Here is a 19,986-nt window from a genome sequence, read left to right as displayed (position 1 = left end):
ATAAGAGCAAGAAATCTTGTTGCAAACGCATACAGTTTTATTATACAAAAAATTCAGAAAAAAACAACCATTTTTTAGTAATTCATTCGTATGATTTCCAATTTATTATTTCTAAAGGATGTTTTCGTAAACTTTGTAAACTTTGTAGCTTTCCGACTGTCCATGAACCGAACAAAGCACGTGGTCGAACAAATGTACTTTGTCCAACCATCACTTTTGTTCTCTGGCTTTTTTTGTTTCATAAAAAGATGTTTGAAAAACATTATTTCGACAAAAAAGTCTTAAATCATACAAAACTTTTATGTCATGAAGACAAGCAATCGTTGAATAAGGCTATAGAGGAAGAAATTAAAGAAAAGAGGTGTGTGTGATGAATCAACAGCCTCCAAAGGCTTATACATCGATGAAATCGTATCAGCCATTTCATAGTAAGTATGATCCATGCAAACCGATTGGAATGAAATATTATTCGACTCCGCCAAATTTATATCTCGGATTTCAACCACCTAATTTAAAACAATATTCTCCTAAAGAAGCACTAAAAAAAGGAACTTTATGGCCTGTATTTTGGGATTATTATGACAACCCATATGAGAATAAAGGGAGGTAAACAAAATGAAGCAGTTGCCTCAAGAATATTATGACCTAATGGAAGAAATACAGGCGTGTGATTTTGTCCTTGTAGAATTAACACTGTACTTAGATACACACCCATATGATCATCAAGCTATTCAACAATATAATCAATATGCCCAATATTCGATGCAATTAAAACAAGTATTTGAATCAAAATTCGGACCACTAAAACAATTTGGGAATAGCTTCTCCGATCAAAATTGGAGCTGGGGAAAAGCGCCATGGCCATGGCAAGTTTAAGATAGGAAGGAGTATGCGTATGTGGATTTATGAAAAAAAAATGCAATATCCTGTGAGAGTGAGTACGTGTAATCCGAAACTAGCTAAATACTTAATCGAGCAATATGGTGGGGCAGATGGAGAATTAGCTGCAGCATTACGATATTTAAACCAACGATATACAATTCCCGATAAAGTAGTCGGGTTATTAACGGATATTGGAACAGAAGAATTTGCTCATCTTGAAATGATTGCCACAATGGTCTATAAATTAACAAAAGATGCTACTCCAGAACAATTAAAAGAGGCAGGACTTGGAGAGCATTTTGCCAATCATGATGGAGCATTATTTTATCATAATGCAGCAGGAGCTCCTTGGACGGCTACGTATATTCAAGCAAAAGGTGATCCGATTGCAGATTTATATGAAGATATAGCAGCTGAAGAGAAAGCACGAGCAACATACCAGTGGCTCATTGATTTGTCAGACGATCCTGATTTAAATGATAGTCTTCGCTTTTTAAGAGAACGAGAAATTGTTCATTCCCAAAGATTTAGGGAAGCAGTGGAAATTTTAAAAGAAGAACGAGACAAAAAGAAATATTTTTAATACAACACTTAAATTTTGAAAACTAGTCAATCACATTGGCTAGTTATTTTTTTACACCCCAAATAATCTAATTAAACTATGTTCTAAATGATAAATAATGATCAAAAAGTTTTCTTCCTCCCGATAATATTGTAAAATAAGCAAAGATTAGTAAATATAAAAGATTTATAAGGGAGTTTTGTTTACATAATATGATTATGTTAAATAAGAGGTGTAACAATGGGGGAAAAACGAAATCCAAGCGGCTTTTTATTAAAACAAAGAGCATTTTTAAAATTATACTTAATAACGATGACTGAACAAGAAAGATTGTATGGATTAAAGCTATTAGATGTATTGCGAAATGAATTTCGTCCATACGGTTATAAACCTAATCATTCCGAATTATATAAAGCGCTGCACGATTTGATTCATGATGGAATTTTAAAGCAAGTAAAGCGTAAAAAAGAGGGAACAGAATTCCAAGAAGTCGTTTATTATGAGTTTGTTGATTATGAAAAAGCGAAAAAATATAAACGGCAATTAAAGGCTGAGTTAGACCGTTGTAGAGCTCTAATCGAAAAAGCGATCCGAGATAACTTCGCTTAAAAATGTCTTCAAGACAAAACTTGATAAAAGAGAAATGAATCATTTTCACTAGACCTGTCAAAAAGGAGAAAGAGATGGTGGAACGATTACGGAAAACATTAAAAAAAATTGATCAAAAAGGGTATAAAGCATACAAAGAGATTCAAGGAAAATATCAGTTTTCAAGCTTTACATTATTCATTGATCACGTACAAGGAGATCCTTTCGCAAGCCCTTCTAAAATAAGGGTAGTCGTTCCGAGAAATAGAACGGAAATAAAAGCAAAATGGACGGATCAAAAATACCGAAAAATTTGTTGTGAAGATTTCATTGCGAGAAAAGTTCATAAAGAGTTAATAGGACTACAAAACCGAATAAAAGGATCAGGTAAAAGTGGGGTTATTATGATCGATCGTCCTAATCAAAAAGTGATCGAAAGGACTGCCGTTCAAATAAGTGATCAGTTTATCACGATTTGTTTATCAGTTGGCTTGCCTGCACATGGACGAAGAATTTTAGGTAAAGAAGCAGAGAAAATATTTTTTTGCATAATCCCAGAAATGTTAAAAAAATCTGTATATGATATTCGAGAAAAAGACATACAACGTAGCGTCTATTTAATGGACCAACAACAAACGATTCGAAAGTATATGAAAAAGAATGGATTAATTTCCTTTATTGCAAATGGAGCGATCTTGCCACGAGAAAGCGGGATTAGTGACAAGCCTTTAAAAAAAGGAGTCATTCCATTTCGAAGTCCGAAAGAGCTGGAAATTTCAATTCCGGTTCCTCACCGCAACACCCCAATAACAGGAATGGCAATCCGAAAAGGCATTACATTAATTGTCGGCGGTGGATATCATGGAAAATCCACTTTGCTTAAAGCTATTGAACAAGGTGTCTATAACCATATCGAAGGGGATGGAAGAGAATTCGTCTTAACAGATGAAACAGCTGTCAAAATTCGGGCAGAGGACGGTCGCAGTATCTCGAAGGTTGATATATCTCCATTCATTGGAAAACTGCCATACGGAAAAGATACGAAATATTTTACAACAGAAAATGCAAGTGGCAGTACTTCTCAAGCAGCCAATATTATTGAAATGATGGAAGCCGGTGCAAAAACTCTCTTAATAGATGAAGATACGAGTGCGACGAATTTTATGATCCGTGATTTCCTAATGCAGGAGCTCATTGCAAAAAAATCAGAGCCGATTACACCATTTATTGATAAGGTTGACTTACTAAAACAAGATTATGACATATCAACCATTTTAGTCATGGGAGGTTCGGGAGATTATTTTCGTGTCGCTGATTGTGTAATTAAAGTTGAGGAGTATTTACCATATGATGTAACGAAAGAAGCAAAACGAATTGCTAAAGCCAATCCTATTAGCAGAAAAAATGAGGGGGGGCATCAATTTGGTATAATTCAAGAACGAATACCACTTGCGAATAGTTTGAATGCTCAAAAAGGGAATAAACATAAAATAAATGTGCGAGGACGGTACCATATTCAATACGGAAAAAGCGATATTCATTTACTACATGTAGAACAATTAATAGATGATAGCCAAACGAGAATGATTGCAGAAATATTGTTTTATTTAGAACGAAATAACATTTTGTCAAAAAAGATGAATGTACAGCAAATTTTAAATTTCATTGAAGAAAAAATCGAAAAAGAAGGTCTAAATTCCATCTCTTCTCATAAAGGACATCCTGGAGAACTTGCTCGCCCTCGCCGTTATGAAATTGCAGCAGCTTTCAATCGACTGCGTACACTTAAATGCATTTAGTCAATGGGGGTCATAATCGTTCCTATTTTTCACATCGTATGACAATCATCTTGGTCATAAAATTGAATAAAATAATAATTAATATATTGAGAAGAGTAGCATGGCAAGCTGCTCTTCTTTCATCTTGTGACGAAGGAGGAATCGGAGTGACCTTAGAATTGAAGAAAAAAATTTTGGCATTATTATTGTTTATTTTGTTTGTATTACTAATCATTAAATATTTTGTAACTGGTATTCCTACATTTCATTTTTTTGATAAAAGCTCAAAAGATGTATTAATGAAGTTGCCTGAATCTGAAACGATAACGTTAAAAAATGAAAAAGAATATAAAGTTTTTTATTGTGAAATAACAAAAGTTCAAGATGATACGTATTTTGCCCAATCAAAGGATGGGTTTAAATTTTCCTTCACTGAAGAAAGCTTGGATGAACCATTAAAACAATCTTTAAAAGAAGGAGATATTATCAAAGCTTACTTTGATATTTCTTCGAGTGTTAATGGCTTGAGTAAAGTAGAGAAAATAAAGTAAATAAGCGTCTTTATTTCATATTCATTTAAAAGGAAAAGTACTAATGCCTTTAACGTGCGTTTGTGTACGGCTACGTATAACATGAAAAAAATCATATTAAATATCACAAGAATTATTTTACATAAAAATACAGAATCGTATGGCTGAACACAAGCTTTTCTGCCACATCCCTCGAACAAGAACGCCAGCGGACAAATTCATTTGACCGCTGATGTTCCTGTTCGAGAAGGGCATGCGTATAGCATGCCCAGTCGGCAAGCTGTTCGCTTGCCGACTCAGGCAGAAAAGCAAGAAATAGAACCATCTTAACTGGTTATTATTGGTTAACCAACACGCCTGATTTAATATACAAAAAGTTCGAGTTTTCCCTCGAACTTTTCGTATAAACTTTATTTGTTAAAACATTTCGTTTACTTCCCAAGATTCGACAGTGAAATAGGCGGTTTGAGGGTCCATTCCTTTTCCAAGCAAATAAGACATGGCAGCAACCTCAGTTAAAGCGTGAGAAAAAGAAGTGGCTTTTGCTTCTTGTAATCCGTATTGGACAAAAGGTTTAATCGTTTGTAAAGTTTTTGTTTTCAGATGTGGATATAATGGTTTTTTAATGAACTGTTCGACCATGATTTCCGATTGTGGGTATTGCGGAAATTGTCGTAAATGTTGGTAAGGATCATATTGATAATATGGATAGTGATAATACATAAAAATCCCTCTTTCTTTCAAAATGTCACATGTTATCCTATGTTCCGCACTTGTCTTAGGTTATCGAGGGTTAAGCCTAAATCATGAAAATAAGCTGATTTTCCTTTGATGGAAAATCAGCTCTGAAAATGTATGTTACTTTATGTTATTGATTAGGCACGGTGTTTTTCCATTTACTCATAAATTGTTTTTGCATTGGCTGAATAACCCCTTGAATTCCTCTCGTTCCTTGATTGCGGTTCATATATGCCCAAACTCCTCCGAGTCCTATCCCAAGCAACGACAGCCACATCATTCCACGGTTATTGCGTCTTTGTCCAAACATTCCTCTTCGGAATTGTCCTATATTTAAAAATGACGTTAACCGACGCATGTTGTTCAATTTCCATTCACCTCTTTTACAAAAATTGTTGAGTCATTGCTCAACGGTTATATTGTTTGTTTTACTTGTTGAAGTATACTGGGAAATGTTCCATTGTGAAGATTTACTGTCATTTCCCAACATAAAAAAATGATAATGGAGCATTTTAAAAGTGTATTCTCATCACAACTTAAAGGAGGAACTATTCATGACTGTAGTAAACCAAGTTCAACAAACATTAGCTGGATTAAAAAGTGCTCAAGCAAGCTTTGAAACGTTTTCTCTGCAAACCGATAACCAACAAGCGAAGCAAATGTATCAACAAGCAGCACAACAAACACAGCAAATCGTTGATCTTGTCAATCAAAGACTTCAACAAATTCAACAAGAGGAACCGCAATATAATCAAAACCAACAACAAGCACAGCAACAGAAACAACAAAAACAAAACCGTTAACATGCTCATGTAGCAGGCAAATCGTTTCATTGCCTGCTTTCTTTATAGCATGCGAAGAAAAAACTCAACCTTCTCATCAAATGATGCAAAGTAAAACTTCATTTTGGTTAAAATAATACAATAAACAATATTGGAATAAGGATGGTAACCGAAATGTCTAAGAAGGTCATAATGCTTCTTATCGATTCTTTAATGTACCCATCTCTTCAAAAAGCAGTTAACGAAGGAAAAGCCCCAGCACTCCAGTTTTTTATGGATCATGGGAAAGTATATCAAGATGTTGTAAGTCCATTTCCGACCATGTCTGTCAACGTTGACAGCTCTTTATTAACAGGTACATATGCGGATAAGCATCAGATTCCGGGTTTAGTTTGGTATAACGAAACAGAAAGGCGTTTAATCAACTATGGGAGTCATATACGGGAATTGGTCAAGCTTGGGCTCATGAAGTCTTTACAAGATATATTTTTTCATTTGAACAATGAACATTTGAGCAAGGAGGTGAAAACAATACATGAAGAATTAGCAGATCAAGGTTTAACGACAGCTTCCATTAATACGTTAATTTATCGAGGAAAATTTGACCAGATGCTAAAATGTCCTTTCCCTTTAAATATTATTCCCTCTATTAAAAACAAGAACTTTACAAAGGGTGCGAAGCAATTTACATATGGTTCCTTTTCTAAACAAAGTCCTAGGAAAAAGTATAGCCATTTTTGGAATCGGTATGGTTTTAATGATTCGTTTTCTGCCCAAGAATTCATTTATCTTATTGAATCAAATCTGCTTCCGCACTTTTCCATTGTTTACTTTCCTGATATGGACAAAACCGTTCATAAGCATGGACCATTAGATACAAAGGGTTTACAATCGTTAGATCTTAATCTTCAAAAGATCTTAAATTCTTTTTCTACGTGGGAGGATGCATTGACAAACAACATTTGGATTTTATTAGGAGATAACGGACAAGCTCCTATTGAAAATGATCCAGAAAGGGCTTTGATTGATTTAAGAAAACTACTCGGTTCATACCGTATTATGAAATTACGAGAAAAAACGCCTAGTAAAGAAGATGAAATCGTACTCGCAGTTAATGAACGAATGGCCTACATTTATCCAGTAAACGAAGTAAGAGTACCGACTAAAGATATTGTTAAACAATTACAGTCTGATGACAGAATTGATGTCATTGCCTATAAGAAAAACGACCATATTCACGTTGTATCAAGCGTAAAAGAAGGTGAACTGATATTTAAAAAGGGTGGGCCATATGTTGATCCATATAATCAATCATGGGAAATAAATGGAAATATCGATATTTTACATTTATCTATAAATAACAACACTATTTCATTTGATCTGTATCCTGACGCACTTGCTCGAATATATAGTTCATTAACTTCCCATCAAGGCGATTATATTACCGTAAGCGCAAAACCAGGGTTTGAATTTATTGGTGAAGGTTCGCCAACACACGTTGGAGGTGCCAGTCATGGGGGGCTTCATAAACAAGATTCTTTAGTTCCGATGATCGTTACGGGCACGAAATCAGCTCCAAAATATTTGCGAATCATCGATTTGAAAGATTGGATCTTATCCTTGATTTGAAGTTCGTTATAAAGAAATTATTATCTCTGTTATGAAAAAAGCAGGAAATGAAAAAAATTACCGTTCCTGCTTTTTCGTTGAAATATAGATAACTTATTGTACAGTTTAAGATATTTGGTGAAAAGTTACTTCCGGTCGGCTTCCTACACGGATGTTTACACCTGTTTGTCCAAGTCCTTCACTAATATAAAAAGGCTTCCCATTATGATAATGAAGTCCTTTCACCATATTCATGCGGACAAGTTTTCCCATTTTAATAAGATGATACGGCTTCGGCCAATGAATTTGTCCGCCATGGAAATGCCCTGACAATAAATAGTCATAATGATAGTTGTTCATATCTAATACAATATTTGGATCATGTGTCAAAACGAGATTAAATCCTTCTTTAATACCTGCATATGCTTTTTTTACATTACTCCGTTTCGTACTATAATCATCAATACCGATTATATTGACTTTCTTACCGTTCATATCAATTGTTACATACTCATTTTGCAATGTGTTGCACCCATATTCTTCAAGTGTCTTTTTCAGTTTTTCAAAATGATTGTCACGCAACAAATAATCATGATTTCCAAATACAGCATATATCCCATATCGAGGTTTGGTTTTCTTTAATATTTTTAAATAAGGGATCAGTTTTGGAATACTTCTTTTTCGATCAAGATAATCGCCAGTTAATGCGATCAGATCTATCGATTGTTTTGAAACAATTCCCTCTAGCATTTTTGGTGTGATGGAAATGTTTTCGAGGTGAATATCAGATAAATGAAGAATGGTTAAGTGGTCATTTTGCAACTTATTTGTTTTCTCCAATGAAATCGTATTGATGGCGACATCCTTTGTATTTTGATTTGCTTTATAATATAAAGCCGTTACAACGGCAATGAAAATAATCGATAAGATCATCAAAATATCCCCTCCCTAATTACCAGTATAGTAAAGGGAAGGGAAATCTCCTAGTGGGAAATCGTGGATGGATGATTTTGTCTATATTTTTTCATTAATTGACTTTTTGACATAAATAAATAAGTGGGTTTTTGGCGTTTGACATGATTGACCTTTAGATCTGAAGCAAAAAGGAAATAAATAGGAATTTGTGTTAATTTTTTTAACCAAATATAATAATGGTTTTTAGGTTCTGCTGTTTCGAATCCTAATTTTTTAATCCCTTTATTAATCATAGTTATTCCAATAACGCCTTTTATTTTTTCTTGTTTAGGATGATGTTGGACATAATCAGCTAAACTAGGAAACGACTGCTGCACCATTCGATAAATGGTTTTACCTCTACTAATTGAATTCGACTGGAACATGACTTCTTTATATAATCTGACATTGTGTAAATGAATTTTTACTAACAGATCGTTTTTCTTGATTTGTGTCCCATCCGATAGTGTAACATTTCTGCCTTTATATTTCGTAAGCCTTACACGAAAAATGGAGAAATGCTGTTTCGAATGAAGATATTGTAAGCGTGTGAATGCAAAATAGATCGGATCAATAAAGCTCCATAAACTTAAAAAATAGAGACGAATGATCACGGATGTTCTTCTCCTTTCCATTTCTCTTCAACCATTAGCTTGTTAATCATTCAAATTTTTTAGAAATGGAAATGAAAGGTTAAATGATTTGTGTAAAAAAATAACAATTTTACTTCATACATTTTTAGGTCATATTAAGAATAACAACAAAAATACGTATGATTTCTATTCATAATACATATCAGATAGGAATGGTTTAGATGAATAAACGATTGTTTTTCATGACAGTACTTGTTTTTTCTTTATTATTTCAAGGGTGTACACAAAACAATGAAACGAATGACTCTCAAACGAAGCTGCAAACGATCAGTATGAAAACGAGCCATCCATATGATCAGTCTATTTCCGTAAAAGCGATTAACTTAATCAAGGAAGTTGATGGTATTCAACAAGCTGTCAGTGTCAATACAGACCAAGATTTATTAGTGGCTTTTAAAGTCAATCATTTTAAAAGATTTCAACGCCAAAAAATTGAAGCAAACACAAAAAAAATATTGGAAAAACATTTTAAAGATTATCAAGTTACAACTTCAAACGATTTGAAGATTTTTATTGAAACTGAAAAATTAGCTAAAGAGCAAGATAAGCAAAACAAGAAAAAATTCAAGAAAAAAGTAAAAAAAATTATTCAATTAAGTAAAGAACAAGCATAAGAAGGTGGAAATATGGCAAATGAAAAAAGAAAAAATTTGACACCTACGAAACAAGAGTATTATCAGTTAGAAAAAAAACATGAAACAAAACGACCAGTTTTACAGAACTGTTTAAAAGCTTTTTTTATTGGTGGAATCATTTGTTCTATTGGTCAAGCAATTCAACTTTTTTATATTTATTTTTTTGATTTTACAGAACAAACAGCAGGCAACCCAACTGTCGCGACGATGATTTTTATCTCGATGTTATTGACAGGGTTTGGTGTATATGACCGGATCGCTCAATTTGGTGGTGCTGGAAGTGCCGTTCCCGTTACCGGCTTTGGAAATGCGGTTATATCAGCTGCCATCGAGCATCGCACAGAAGGTTTTGTCCTCGGTGTCGGTTCCAATATGTTTAAACTAGCTGGATCGGTCATATTATTCGGTACTTTTTCTGCCTTTGTAGTTGCTCTCATTAAAACGATTTTCATTCAATGGGGGGGATTTTAATGCTTCAAGGACATCGAACATGGGTTTTTGCCAATAAACCAGTGATTTTATCAACTGGTACGGTCGGAGGTCCGTTTGAAGCAAAGGGGAAAATGGCCGATGATTTTGACCTTCTTCATGAAGATTTATGGCTGGGAGAAGATTCTTACGAAAAAGCACATAAAGTTCTTTTTGAAGAAGCGTATTTTAAAGCGTTAGAAAAAGCAAATCTAGAAAAAGAAAAGGTAGAATTTATTATTTCTGGTGATTTAGTGAATCAAATTACCCCCTCTAGTTTTGCAGCTAGAACGTTTAGCGTTCCATTTTTAGGTATATTTGGTGCCTGTTCGACCTCTATGGAAGGACTCGCTCTCGGGGCATATATAGTGAATTATGGTGGAGCCAATTATTTATTGACAGGGGCAGCAAGCCATAATACGGCAATCGAAAAACAGTTTCGTTATCCTACCGAATATGGAGGGCAAAAACCACCAACAGCGCAATGGACTGTAACAGGTGCAGGGGCCGCTTTACTCGGAAAAAAAGGGGTAGGAAAAGCTCCTGTTGTTACGGCGGCGACGATCGGAAGAGTCGTTGATTTAGGCATGTCAGATCCTTTTAACATGGGTGGAGCTATGGCACCTGCTGCGGTTGATACGATTGAAGCTCATTTTCGTGATCTAAACCTTGATCCAAATTATTATGATCTTATTGTGACAGGTGACCTTGGAAAAATTGGACGTTCTGTCGCTTTAGATTTATTTCACCAACATGGGTTCTTAATGGATGAAAATAAATTTCAAGATTGTGGCCTCATGATTTACCGTGACGGTCAGCCTGTTTTATCAGGAGCAAGTGGAGCTGGTTGTTCTGCTGTTGTCATTTACGGACACCTATTAAACAGAATGAAAAAAGGGGAGTTCAAAAAAATTCTTGCTGTTGCAACTGGGGCATTATTATCTCCTTTAACCTACCAGCAAAATGAAACGATCCCATGCATTGCACATGCGGTGGCAATTGAATATAGGGGGTGAATAGCTTGATAACATCCTTTTTTTGGGCCTTTGTGATTGGCGGTTTGATATGTGTGATTGGTCAAATCTTTTTTGATGTATTTCAATTAACACCTGCACATACATTAAGTATTTTTGTCGTTATTGGAGCGATATTAGATGGTCTCGGCTTGTATGAACCTTTCATTGATTTTGCGGGTGCTGGTGCAACTGTTCCCATCACAAGCTTTGGAAACTCACTCGTTCATGGTGCATTATCCGAAGCAGAAAAACACGGAATTATCGGTGTATTAACCGGAATGTTTGAAGTGACAAGCGCTGGTATATCTGCTGCAATTATTTTTGGATTTATTGGAGCACTTTTATTTAAACCAAAGGGGTGATAATAATGACGGTAGCTTCACAAGTTAAACAAAGTTTAGCAAGCTTAAAAAGTATTCATGCAGGTTTGCAAAACTTAGCATTAAAATCAACCGATCCTAAAGCACAAAAAACTTTTCATGAAACAATGGTCATGACAGAAGAAATTATTCATGATTTGAAAAAAAGAATTGGTCAGTTAGAGTATGAAGAACCACAATACAATGGATATTAACAGTCGGAAAAGGAGTCAAGATGATGCCAGAGTGGGTTGAAATTGTCATACGATCATTCTCAATCATAATTGGTTTATTTATTATTTCAAAATTATTAGGAAAAAAGCAGCTTTCAAAATTATCCTTTTTTGAATATGTAGTTGGAATAACGATCGGTGATATTGCTGGTACTTTGTCGATGGATGCAGAGTTAAACTTAGTTAATGGAATTATCAGCATTTTCATTTGGGCGATTGTTCCAATCCTCATATCTTACATTTCCTTAAAAAGTCCGCGCTTTCAAGAATTTGTCGAAGGAAAACCGACTATTTTTATTAAGAATGGAAAAATAATGGAAGATAATTTAAAAAAGGAAAAATTTACAGCCCAAAGTTTAATGGAACAGCTTCGGAAAAAAGGGATTTTCCATGCAGCAGATGTAGAATTTGCAACACTTGAAACGACTGGCGATATTAGCGTTCTATTAAAAAAAGAGAAACAACCTTTAGTAGTTGGGGATATCATCGAAAATCCGGCTCCAATTAAAGAGCCGCAAATGGTAATCGAGGATGGTTCCATTATCGATGAATCATTATCAACAATGGGTTTAAGCAGACGCTGGTTGAAAGAAGAATTGGATAAAATCGGCGTTGCCCCTGAAAATGTATTTTTAGCCCAAGTAGATGCTCATGGTCAGCTATATGTCGATTTATATGATGATAAACTTGAGGTACCTGCTCCTCAGGAAAAACAACTAATACTTGCATCTATTAAAAAGGTGGAAGCAGACTTTGAAATATTTGCCTTGCAAACAGAAAACTGGGAAGCAAAACAAATGTATCTAAAAAATAAAAATAAGTTACGCGAAATGATTGAAATGCTTACCCCTTTGTTAAAATCTTAAAAGGAGTACAAAGATGATATATGATTGTATTATTATTGGTGGAGGAATTGCTGGACTTCAAGCAGCTATCCAACTAGGACGTTACCAGCACGATGTATTAGTGATTGACTCACATTCAGGACGATCAACGATTTGCCGCCAATACCATAATATTCTTGGCTGGCCTGATGGAGTTAGTGGTAATACGTTACGAACATTGGGGAAACAACAAGCTGAACAATATGGAGTTATGTTTGTTAATGATGAAGTCATAAACATTCGCAAGCACCATCCTTTTCGTTTAGAAACGAAAACAGAACATGTATATTTTGCACATCACCTTATCTTCTCTACTGGGGTTGTCGACAGAATACCAGAGGATCTAAAGGAAATCATCCCTTGTTTAGGGAAATCTATCTATATTTGTCCTGACTGTGATGGCTATGAAGTATTAAACAAAAAAGTTTTCATAATTGGATCAGGTAAATCTGGTGCAACCTTAGCCATAACGTTGAAATATTGGACGAATGATATAACATATATCAACCATGAAAGAATTCCTTTAGATGAGGAGCTTCAAAACTCTCTTCAGCAAAACTTCATCCGTTACATCCCGAAAAAAATAAAAAGGGTTTTGGCAAAAAAAGGGCAGTTTAAAGGAATAGAGTTAACTGATGGGGAAACACATTTTGCAAATCATGCCTTTATTGCTTTTGGAAATAACAAAGTACAATCTGAACTTGCGAAAAATCTCGGGGTTTCCTTAAATGGAAACAACCATATCATTGTAAACCCTAGAACGAAAGAAACAAATGTTCAAAATGTTTTTGCTGCTGGAGATGTAGTCGCACATTCAGAACAAGTGGCAATTGCTATGGGTGACGGTTCACAAGCAGCCATTTGGGTTCATAAACGAATCATGGATCATCATTCAAGATGAGTAAGATTTAGCTCAAGATTTGATTTCTCTTATAAAATTGTTGTAATAAAACGACGAGTAAACGGTCTTAAGAAGTATTCCCTTATATTGAATCTTTTTTTAGGCAGGAAAACCGTTTTTCATCAAGAATAACTTAGATAAAAGCTTTATGAAAATTTATGGAGGTGTAATGCTTTGAAGGCCGTTTTATTAAGAGAACTTGGGGGACCTGATAAACTTAAATTGGAAGAAATTGATATTCCAAAACCGAGAGGAAAAGAAGTGCTAATAAAATTAAAATATGCAGCTTTAAACAGAAGAGATGTATTTATTACATATGGGCTATACCCTGGCATGAAACTACCAACGATATTAGGTTCAGATGGATCTGGGGAAGTCGTAGAGATTGGAGACGAAGTGACATCCGTTTCTATTAACGATGAAGTGGTTATCAATCCAGGTTTGAATTGGGGAGACAACGATCGATTTTCCAATCCAGAGTTTCAAATTCTCGGTATGCCGGTTAATGGAACGTACGCACAATATGTTGTCGTACCTGAAGAAAATGTTTATCCAAAACCGAATCATTTAAATTGGGAAGAAGCAGCTGCACTGCCATTAGCTGGGGTAACTGCCTATCGGGCTTTGTTTACAAGAGGAGAAGTGCAAAAAGGGGAAAAAGTATTGATACCAGGAATCGGAAGTGGTGTAGCATTATTTGCGCTGCAAATGGCAAATGCAGTCGGGGCTGACGTCTATGTTACGTCAAGCAGTGATGAAAAAATTGAACAAGCGATTCAATTAGGAGCGAAAGGTGGAGTAAATTATAAAAAAGAGAAATGGGCAAAGGAACTTAAAAACATAATGGGGTTTGCCGACTTAGTGATCGACGGTGTAGGAGGTCCAAGCTTTAACGATTTTATATACTTAACAGCTCCTGGGGGGAGAATCGTTTCTTTTGGAGCAACAAGCGGTCCTATTCCAGAGTTTGTCATGCCGCGTGTTTTCTTTAAAAATATGGACATAAGAGGAACCACAATGGGAAGCCCTCGTGACTTTATGAACATGCTATCCCTATATGAAAAGCATTCCCTTCATCCAGTTATCGACCGTACGTATTCACTTGAAGAAGTAAAACAAGCACAAGTTTATATGGAAGAAGGGAAAAATTTCGGAAAAATCACGTTAAAAATAGAGGATTAGGTTTTATTAGAAATGTCGGATAGTTTTTTTATTGATTTAAATACGTCACAGTGCTGGCGTATTTTTTTTGTAAATAATTTAGAACCTGCTCATAATATGAGATGATATAATATGATGGGAGGGATTTCATATGCTGTATCAATTATTAGGATGGTTGGCAAAAATGTTGTTGACAAAGCTCGGCAATTTTTCGATTACTCATAAACATGTATTACCAGAAAATCAAGGCTATATTTTAACTTGTTCCCATAAAGGCTGGGTTGATGTTGTAGCATTAAGTGTTGCTCTTTGGCCAATTCCGATTCACTTTATGGCGAAGAAAGAGCTATTTCAAAGGAAGTGGATAAGAAAATTTTTATTCGCCTTAAATGCTTTTCCTGTAAATCGAGAAAATCCAAGTCCAAAAACGATAAAATTACCGGTTAAACTTTTAAAAGAGGGAAAGATTGTCGGGATATTTCCAAGTGGAACTAGAACAGAAGAAGATCTTCCTTTTAAAAGAGGTGCTGTTACCATTGCGAATTTGGCTAACGTTCCAATTGTACCGGCTGCTTATAAGGGACCAAAAAATTTAAAAGAATTATGGAAACGAAAAAAAATTAAAATCATTTTCGGAGAGCCAATTTATTTTCACAAAAAAATGACGAAGGAAGAATTAATAGAGAAAACAAATGAATTGTCATTACGGATTCAACAGTTAGAAAAGATTTGATATGGTTGCATGAGCCAGTTCCTTAAAAGAGTTAATCCGTTCGGAGGCTATTGAAAATGATGGTCAAATGTGGCTAGAAAAAATGGTATAATTTGAAATAAAAACATTTTCAAATGGTAAAGACATTTTACGATCTTTTGATGTTTGTTTTGATTGAATATCAATCATTTAATATTATATCGTAGCTTGAAAGGAAAAGGCTCTTTTCTAAAAGATTGTTGCTTTACTATACGATAGCTTTTCGACTGTCAAGCAACAAAGTTTACGAAAACAGCCAAGGAGAAAGATTAAGCCTTTGTAAATTCAGGAGGGACATACGTGATTGCTTCACAACGATTGAATCGGTTTGACCAACTAATATTTAGTGAATTAGCTCAATATAAATATAAAAAAATAGAAGAAGGAAAAGATATAATTGATTTAAGTATTGGAAGTCCAGATCAACCACCGCCGTCTTTTATTCAACAAACGATGATCGAAGAAATAACGAAAAAAGATGCGTTTCAATATTCATTAACAGGTTTACCTGAATTTCATACAGCCGTTTCTCAATTTTATCAAAGGCGCTATGATGTTGATATTTGCCCGGAAACTGAAGTTTTACAAACAATGGGCTCACAAGATGCACTGATGCACCTCCCATTAGCCTTTATGGATGAGGGGGATATTGTTCTTCTTCCAGACCCTGGCTATACTGCTTACGAAGCGGCTTTTCATATTGTTGGCGCCTCCATCTATTCAATGCCGCTTTTAGAAGAAAATGGTTATTTACCGGATTTAGACAATATTTCTCCATCGATTGCCCAAAAAGCGAAAATGATGGTGTTAAATTTTCCTGGGAATCCTGTACCAGCACTTTCTACAAAATCATTTTTTGAAAAGGTTGTCGCTTTTGCCAAAAAATACGAAATAATTGTGATCCATGATTTTGCATATTCAGAATTAATATTTGATCAGCAAAAACCGATAAGCTTCTTATCTATAAAAGGAGCAAAAGAGGTTGGACTTGAATGTAATTCGTTGTCCAAAAGTTTTAATATGGCAGGCAGCCGAATTGGATACATTGTTGGAAACAAAAAATTGCTTCGACATTTTATGAAATTAAAATCGAATTTAGATTATGGAGTTTTTTCTCCAATTCAACGCGCAGCCATTCAAGCACTTTTAAAGGGTGATACCTTTTTAGAAGCGAATAAAAACCTCTATGAGGAACGGAGAAATGTTCTCGTAAATGGGTTGAAAAATATCGGCTGGGATGTCGCTTTACCGCCTGCTACGATGTTTGTTTGGGCAAAAATACCTGAAGGGTATACATCTACGGAGTTTGTTTACCAACTCATAGATCAAACAGGTGTTGTCGTCACTCCAGGAAATGCTTTTGGCCAATATGGGGAAGGATATGTCCGCATTGCTCTTGTTCAGCCGCTTGAACGATTGCAAGAGGCGATCAAAAGAATAGCGGAAAGTCATGTAATACCAATGATCAATAATCGATAAAACATGATGTTCTTTCAAGATTTTGTTGACTTTTTATATAATAACTGGTAATATACAGATAACCGTTATGTACGTGAATAACCAAGGATTCATGTAAGTCGTGGCTTCATTGAAGTGTAGGCTAGCATTTATCCTACACGAAAGCCGCGGCTTTTTCTTTGTTTACATTCATGCCATTACATAATGGAAGATTATTTATTTTTTTAGGAGGATTATTTAGATGCAAACAGGTAAAGTAAAATGGTTTAATTCTGAAAAAGGTTATGGATTTATTCAAGTGGATGGCGGTGACGATGTATTTGTTCATTATACAGCAATCCAAAGCAACGGCTTCAAAACATTAGAAGAAGGTCAAGCCGTTTCCTTTGAAATCGTTGATGGAAACCGTGGACCACAAGCAGCGAACGTACAAAAAATATATTAATGATATAGGATGAATTATGAGGGTGTCCTAAATGTATATATTTGGGACACCCTCATTTCTTTTTAATGGAAAGTAAAAGATGATAAGTATACAATAAGAATGAAATAATGGCGGAACAACTTGTTAATGGAAAGAAGGATAAGGATGAAGCGTCTAATAAGTTTTTTCCGTGATATTTCTTTTATAATGATCAGCTGTGTCGGTGGGTTATGTTTGTCTTTAACAGGCCTGTCCATTAGCTGGATGATTGGAACATTAATGATGGCAGGCATTCTTTCATTTTGGAAACCCCTTTCGTTTACAATCCATAGTGAAAAATGGGAGATCCATCGATACTGGATGAATATTGGGCAATTAATTTTAGCGATTGAATTAGGGCAAAAAATTAATATGACTGTTTTGACTGTTTTTTCAAATCATTGGTTGACAATCATGGCAATGCTTCTATTGTCCATGATTTTTTCTATACTATCAGGCCTTATATTATGGAAGTTTAGCCAAATAGATATGCTGACAAGTTTATTTGGAACGGTACCCGGTGGATTATCTGTAATACCTAGCATTGCAGAAGAAGTCGGCGGCAATATTGGAGTTGTCAGCATCATACAATCGATGCGGGTCTTTTTAGTTATATTTAGTGTGCCTCTTATCGTATCATTGTTAGCGGTCAATCAAGAACAAATGTCGGGTAGCCCAGTTTTAGATTATGAAACAGGCCAGCTAATATGGACGGTTGTGTTAACATTTGCGGCATGGACAGGTTGTCAACTTGGAAAATATTTAAAGTTTCCAGCGCCGTGGTTAGTTGGGGGAATGCTTGGTGTTGCATGCACACAAGCGATAGGTTCATATTTAACCGGTTCCAACGTAGCAGCTTGGTGGCCGAAGTTTTTGATTATTGCCGCACAAGTTTTGATCGCTTCTAGCATTGGCTCGAAATTTCATAAGAACATGTTTATGGGATTGAAAAAAACGATAATGGTTGCTTTATTTAGTACGATCGGTTTAATTTTATCCATGTTTATTTGTGCATATATAGTTTCAAATTTAACGGGAATTACATTTGTCACAGCCGTGCTTGCTTTTGCTCCGGGCGGTATAACGGAAATGGCAACAACTGCAGCTGTGCTTCACGAAGATTCAACATTTGTAGTCGTCGTTCAAGTGCTGCGCGTCGTTTTAGTCTGCATCGTCCTGCCACCGTTTATTAAACTGTTACATCAATGGAAAGAACTAAAAGGTAATCATTCTCATACAACACGGAATAGTTAAATCCTTTAGGAAAAACTCCCACCTTTATTATCGCTTCAAGGTGGGAGAAATTTTTCTATATGTTTCTCTTTGTTGAACAACTATTGGTCTTTCCAAAGAAATAATTGATCGATCATGTTAAGAATGAATTTTTGATCCTCTATAGATCTTGCTTGTAGTTTTGTGATGATTTGAGAAAGTGTATAATCTTCCTTTTTTTCAATGGGCTGAATGGATTTAAAAAGATCCTCTAATGAAACTTCAAGTGCGTTTGCAATTTTTTCGATACTTTCTATTGTTGCATTTTTTTCTCCTCGTTCGATTTGACCTATGTAAGTTGAATGAAGACTCGCTTTATCCGCTAATTCTTCTTGGCTCCAACCTTTTTGTTTTCGAAAATTTCGGATTCTCTCTCCTATCGTTTTTTGGATTTTACACATAAAATGTCACTCCTTGGGGGTAATACTGATACCTTTTTACAATCTACCAAGACAGGTAACCCCCCAAGAGACTATTGATATTAAAATTAATAAAATATATACTATAAATGTTATTTCTAAATTTAAGATGTTTTTTATTAAGAAATTTGAACTATAAAATAGGGGGTTTAACGATTGCGCATACAGGAAAAAAGACGGATGAGGCAAATATTAGAAAATAAATCTTTTTACCATTATTTTCAACCAATATATGATATTAACAATTGGAATATTTACGGCTACGAAGCTTTGCTTCGTTCTGATTATTATTCAGATCCGGATACAATGTTTCAAATAGCAAAAGAATGCGGTATCTTATATGAATTAGATACGTTATCCTTTCATTGTGCGCTAAACAAGATAAAACATTTTCAGCATCGATTGTTTATTAATGTGTTTCCATCTACGTTAATCGATACCTCTTTTCGGAATTTTGTTCAAAAATTAGACGGTTTTTTCTACTCAAACAATCAAATTATTTTTGAAATCGTTGAGGGAAAAGAAATTGAAAATTTAAAGGAGTTTTTTCGAAATATTCAATATCTAAAAGAGAAAGGGTTTCAAGTAGCACTAGATGATTTCGGAAAAGAAGAAATCTCTTTACAGGCTCTTGTTGATCTAAACCCTCATTATTTAAAAGTAGACCGTTCTATAGCATATAACATACATAAGAGTAATGAAAAGAAAGATATTGTGAAAAAACTGTTATATCTTTGTGAACGAACCAATATCAAATTAATATTGGAAGGGATTGAAAAACAGGAAGATTTGGCGATGGCTAAAATTTTAGGAGTTCAGTATGCACAAGGATTTTTGTTAGGAAAGCCGCTGCCTTGAAAAGAACAAAAATAATGTGTATTTTTAGAATAG

At 34.9% G+C, this 19,986-nt stretch carries 26 protein-coding genes; 21 read left to right on the top strand and 5 right to left on the bottom strand.

What is annotated here, in order from left to right; genetic code table 11:
- The first annotated feature begins 403 nt into the window (after positions 1 to 403).
- From J2S06_RS09055 to J2S06_RS09030, 6 genes are all read left to right on the top strand, one after another.
- The gene (locus tag J2S06_RS09055) at positions 404 to 610 is read left to right on the top strand and encodes a spore coat associated protein CotJA (RefSeq protein ID WP_407638527.1); all 207 of its coding nucleotides are present in this window, start codon (positions 404 to 406) and stop codon (positions 608 to 610) included.
- 5 nt (positions 611 to 615) lie between these two features.
- Positions 616 to 876, top strand: coding sequence for a spore coat protein CotJB (locus tag J2S06_RS09050; protein WP_419152076.1), 261 nt, complete (start codon positions 616 to 618; stop codon positions 874 to 876).
- Positions 877 to 895: 19 nt separating this feature from the next.
- Positions 896 to 1,465 carry a spore coat protein CotJC gene (gene cotJC, locus J2S06_RS09045; RefSeq protein WP_044896259.1) on the top strand — a complete coding sequence of 190 codons (570 nt, stop codon included), beginning with the start codon at positions 896 to 898 and terminating at the stop codon, positions 1,463 to 1,465.
- 219 nt (positions 1,466 to 1,684) lie between these two features.
- A complete protein-coding gene (locus tag J2S06_RS09040; RefSeq protein WP_044896258.1) occupies positions 1,685 to 2,053 on the top strand; it encodes a helix-turn-helix transcriptional regulator in 369 nt (122 codons plus the stop codon).
- A 77-nt stretch (positions 2,054 to 2,130) separates the two neighbouring features.
- Positions 2,131 to 3,831 carry an ABC-ATPase domain-containing protein gene (locus J2S06_RS09035; protein ID WP_419152075.1) on the top strand — a complete coding sequence of 567 codons (1,701 nt, stop codon included), beginning with the start codon at positions 2,131 to 2,133 and terminating at the stop codon, positions 3,829 to 3,831.
- A 146-nt stretch (positions 3,832 to 3,977) separates the two neighbouring features.
- On the top strand, positions 3,978 to 4,361 hold the full coding sequence (locus J2S06_RS09030; protein WP_044896257.1) for a hypothetical protein: 384 nt from the start codon (positions 3,978 to 3,980) through the stop codon (positions 4,359 to 4,361).
- A 396-nt stretch (positions 4,362 to 4,757) separates the two neighbouring features.
- Here J2S06_RS09030 and J2S06_RS09025 read toward each other — a convergent pair whose 3' ends face one another.
- A complete protein-coding gene (locus J2S06_RS09025) occupies positions 4,758 to 5,063 on the bottom strand; it encodes a hypothetical protein (RefSeq protein ID WP_419152074.1) in 306 nt (101 codons plus the stop codon).
- A 145-nt stretch (positions 5,064 to 5,208) separates the two neighbouring features.
- A complete protein-coding gene (locus J2S06_RS09020) occupies positions 5,209 to 5,445 on the bottom strand; it encodes a hypothetical protein (protein ID WP_419152073.1) in 237 nt (78 codons plus the stop codon).
- Between the two features lie 187 nt (positions 5,446 to 5,632).
- Between J2S06_RS09020 and J2S06_RS09015 the strand changes: the two genes are divergently transcribed.
- A complete protein-coding gene (locus J2S06_RS09015; protein WP_044896255.1) occupies positions 5,633 to 5,881 on the top strand; it encodes a DUF1657 domain-containing protein in 249 nt (82 codons plus the stop codon).
- Between the two features lie 153 nt (positions 5,882 to 6,034).
- Entirely contained in the window at positions 6,035 to 7,489 is a 1,455-nt protein-coding gene (locus J2S06_RS09010) for an alkaline phosphatase family protein (protein ID WP_419152072.1), read from the top strand.
- A gap of 105 nt (positions 7,490 to 7,594) precedes the next feature.
- Here the strand turns inward: J2S06_RS09010 and J2S06_RS09005 are convergent, their stop codons facing one another.
- Together J2S06_RS09005 and J2S06_RS09000 are read right to left on the bottom strand one after the other, a co-directional pair.
- Positions 7,595 to 8,407, bottom strand: coding sequence for a metallophosphoesterase (locus J2S06_RS09005; protein ID WP_419152108.1), 813 nt, complete (start codon positions 8,405 to 8,407; stop codon positions 7,595 to 7,597).
- Positions 8,408 to 8,451: 44 nt separating this feature from the next.
- A complete protein-coding gene (locus J2S06_RS09000) occupies positions 8,452 to 9,036 on the bottom strand; it encodes a YkoP family protein (protein ID WP_419152071.1) in 585 nt (194 codons plus the stop codon).
- Between the two features lie 200 nt (positions 9,037 to 9,236).
- On the opposite strand from J2S06_RS09000, the gene J2S06_RS08995 reads away from it, so the two are divergent.
- The 12 genes from J2S06_RS08995 to J2S06_RS08940 all read left to right on the top strand — a co-directional run bounded on the left by J2S06_RS08995 (position 9,237) and on the right by J2S06_RS08940 (position 18,658).
- Positions 9,237 to 9,689 carry a hypothetical protein gene (locus J2S06_RS08995; protein ID WP_419152070.1) on the top strand — a complete coding sequence of 151 codons (453 nt, stop codon included), beginning with the start codon at positions 9,237 to 9,239 and terminating at the stop codon, positions 9,687 to 9,689.
- A gap of 12 nt (positions 9,690 to 9,701) precedes the next feature.
- Positions 9,702 to 10,181: a stage V sporulation protein AC gene (gene spoVAC / locus J2S06_RS08990; protein ID WP_419152069.1), complete on the top strand. Its 480-nt coding sequence runs from the start codon at positions 9,702 to 9,704 to the stop codon at positions 10,179 to 10,181.
- Positions 10,181 to 11,194 (top strand): stage V sporulation protein AD, encoded by a 1,014-nt coding sequence (gene spoVAD, locus J2S06_RS08985; protein WP_419152068.1) that lies wholly within the window; start codon positions 10,181 to 10,183, stop codon positions 11,192 to 11,194. Before spoVAC ends, spoVAD begins: the two co-directional genes overlap by 1 nt.
- Before the next feature lie 5 nt (positions 11,195 to 11,199).
- Complete coding sequence (spoVAE, locus tag J2S06_RS08980; protein WP_044896250.1) at positions 11,200 to 11,556, top strand: stage V sporulation protein AE; 357 nt, start codon at positions 11,200 to 11,202, stop codon at positions 11,554 to 11,556.
- Between the two features lie 5 nt (positions 11,557 to 11,561).
- Positions 11,562 to 11,768, top strand: a complete 207-nt coding sequence (locus J2S06_RS08975; RefSeq protein WP_044896249.1) for a DUF1657 domain-containing protein — start codon at positions 11,562 to 11,564, stop codon at positions 11,766 to 11,768.
- Between the two features lie 23 nt (positions 11,769 to 11,791).
- Positions 11,792 to 12,652, top strand: a complete 861-nt coding sequence (locus tag J2S06_RS08970) for a DUF421 domain-containing protein (RefSeq protein WP_419152067.1) — start codon at positions 11,792 to 11,794, stop codon at positions 12,650 to 12,652.
- 13 nt (positions 12,653 to 12,665) lie between these two features.
- A complete protein-coding gene (locus tag J2S06_RS08965; RefSeq protein ID WP_419152066.1) occupies positions 12,666 to 13,571 on the top strand; it encodes an NAD(P)/FAD-dependent oxidoreductase in 906 nt (301 codons plus the stop codon).
- A gap of 174 nt (positions 13,572 to 13,745) precedes the next feature.
- Positions 13,746 to 14,753 carry a quinone oxidoreductase family protein gene (locus J2S06_RS08960; RefSeq protein ID WP_044896247.1) on the top strand — a complete coding sequence of 336 codons (1,008 nt, stop codon included), beginning with the start codon at positions 13,746 to 13,748 and terminating at the stop codon, positions 14,751 to 14,753.
- Between the two features lie 133 nt (positions 14,754 to 14,886).
- A complete protein-coding gene (locus J2S06_RS08955) occupies positions 14,887 to 15,465 on the top strand; it encodes a lysophospholipid acyltransferase family protein (RefSeq protein WP_407638525.1) in 579 nt (192 codons plus the stop codon).
- 318 nt (positions 15,466 to 15,783) lie between these two features.
- Positions 15,784 to 16,962, top strand: a complete 1,179-nt coding sequence (locus J2S06_RS08950; RefSeq protein WP_419152065.1) for an LL-diaminopimelate aminotransferase — start codon at positions 15,784 to 15,786, stop codon at positions 16,960 to 16,962.
- Positions 16,963 to 17,182: 220 nt separating this feature from the next.
- On the top strand, positions 17,183 to 17,386 hold the full coding sequence (locus J2S06_RS08945; RefSeq protein ID WP_044896244.1) for a cold-shock protein: 204 nt from the start codon (positions 17,183 to 17,185) through the stop codon (positions 17,384 to 17,386).
- Between the two features lie 144 nt (positions 17,387 to 17,530).
- The gene (locus tag J2S06_RS08940; RefSeq protein ID WP_419152064.1) at positions 17,531 to 18,658 is read left to right on the top strand and encodes an AbrB family transcriptional regulator; all 1,128 of its coding nucleotides are present in this window, start codon (positions 17,531 to 17,533) and stop codon (positions 18,656 to 18,658) included.
- A gap of 80 nt (positions 18,659 to 18,738) precedes the next feature.
- Here the strand turns inward: J2S06_RS08940 and J2S06_RS08935 are convergent, their stop codons facing one another.
- A complete protein-coding gene (locus tag J2S06_RS08935; RefSeq protein WP_419152063.1) occupies positions 18,739 to 19,077 on the bottom strand; it encodes a helix-turn-helix domain-containing protein in 339 nt (112 codons plus the stop codon).
- Positions 19,078 to 19,251: 174 nt separating this feature from the next.
- On the opposite strand from J2S06_RS08935, the gene J2S06_RS08930 reads away from it, so the two are divergent.
- Positions 19,252 to 19,953 (top strand): EAL domain-containing protein, encoded by a 702-nt coding sequence (locus J2S06_RS08930; protein ID WP_083979404.1) that lies wholly within the window; start codon positions 19,252 to 19,254, stop codon positions 19,951 to 19,953.
- The last annotated feature ends 33 nt before the right edge of the window (positions 19,954 to 19,986 follow it).

The sequence above is a fragment of the Bacillus alveayuensis genome, from assembly GCA_030812955.1.
Classification (GTDB): Bacteria; Bacillota; Bacilli; order Bacillales; family Aeribacillaceae; genus Bacillus_CB; species Bacillus_CB alveayuensis.
Note: the sequence above shows the minus strand (reverse complement) of the source record. Positions and strands in the feature narration are given on the sequence as shown.

Bases quoted from the DNA above. Each gene is read 5' to 3' on its own strand.
- J2S06_RS09055 (WP_407638527.1), top strand. From the start codon at position 404: ATGAAATCGTATCAGCCATTTCATAGTAAGTATGATCCATGCAAACCG.
- J2S06_RS09050 (WP_419152076.1), top strand. From the start codon at position 616: ATGAAGCAGTTGCCTCAAGAATATTATGACCTAATGGAAGAAATACAG.
- cotJC (WP_044896259.1), top strand. From the start codon at position 896: ATGTGGATTTATGAAAAAAAAATGCAATATCCTGTGAGAGTGAGTACG.
- J2S06_RS09040 (WP_044896258.1), top strand. From the start codon at position 1,685: ATGGGGGAAAAACGAAATCCAAGCGGCTTTTTATTAAAACAAAGAGCA.
- J2S06_RS09025 (WP_419152074.1), bottom strand. From the start codon at position 5,063: ATGTATTATCACTATCCATATTATCAATATGATCCTTACCAACATTTA.
- J2S06_RS09015 (WP_044896255.1), top strand. From the start codon at position 5,633: ATGACTGTAGTAAACCAAGTTCAACAAACATTAGCTGGATTAAAAAGT.
- J2S06_RS09010 (WP_419152072.1), top strand. From the start codon at position 6,035: ATGTCTAAGAAGGTCATAATGCTTCTTATCGATTCTTTAATGTACCCA.
- J2S06_RS08995 (WP_419152070.1), top strand. From the start codon at position 9,237: ATGAATAAACGATTGTTTTTCATGACAGTACTTGTTTTTTCTTTATTA.
- spoVAC (WP_419152069.1), top strand. From the start codon at position 9,702: ATGGCAAATGAAAAAAGAAAAAATTTGACACCTACGAAACAAGAGTAT.
- spoVAD (WP_419152068.1), top strand. From the start codon at position 10,181: ATGCTTCAAGGACATCGAACATGGGTTTTTGCCAATAAACCAGTGATT.
- J2S06_RS08975 (WP_044896249.1), top strand. From the start codon at position 11,562: ATGACGGTAGCTTCACAAGTTAAACAAAGTTTAGCAAGCTTAAAAAGT.
- J2S06_RS08970 (WP_419152067.1), top strand. From the start codon at position 11,792: ATGCCAGAGTGGGTTGAAATTGTCATACGATCATTCTCAATCATAATT.
- J2S06_RS08965 (WP_419152066.1), top strand. From the start codon at position 12,666: ATGATATATGATTGTATTATTATTGGTGGAGGAATTGCTGGACTTCAA.
- J2S06_RS08945 (WP_044896244.1), top strand. From the start codon at position 17,183: ATGCAAACAGGTAAAGTAAAATGGTTTAATTCTGAAAAAGGTTATGGA.
- J2S06_RS08940 (WP_419152064.1), top strand. From the start codon at position 17,531: ATGAAGCGTCTAATAAGTTTTTTCCGTGATATTTCTTTTATAATGATC.
- J2S06_RS08935 (WP_419152063.1), bottom strand. From the start codon at position 19,077: ATGTGTAAAATCCAAAAAACGATAGGAGAGAGAATCCGAAATTTTCGA.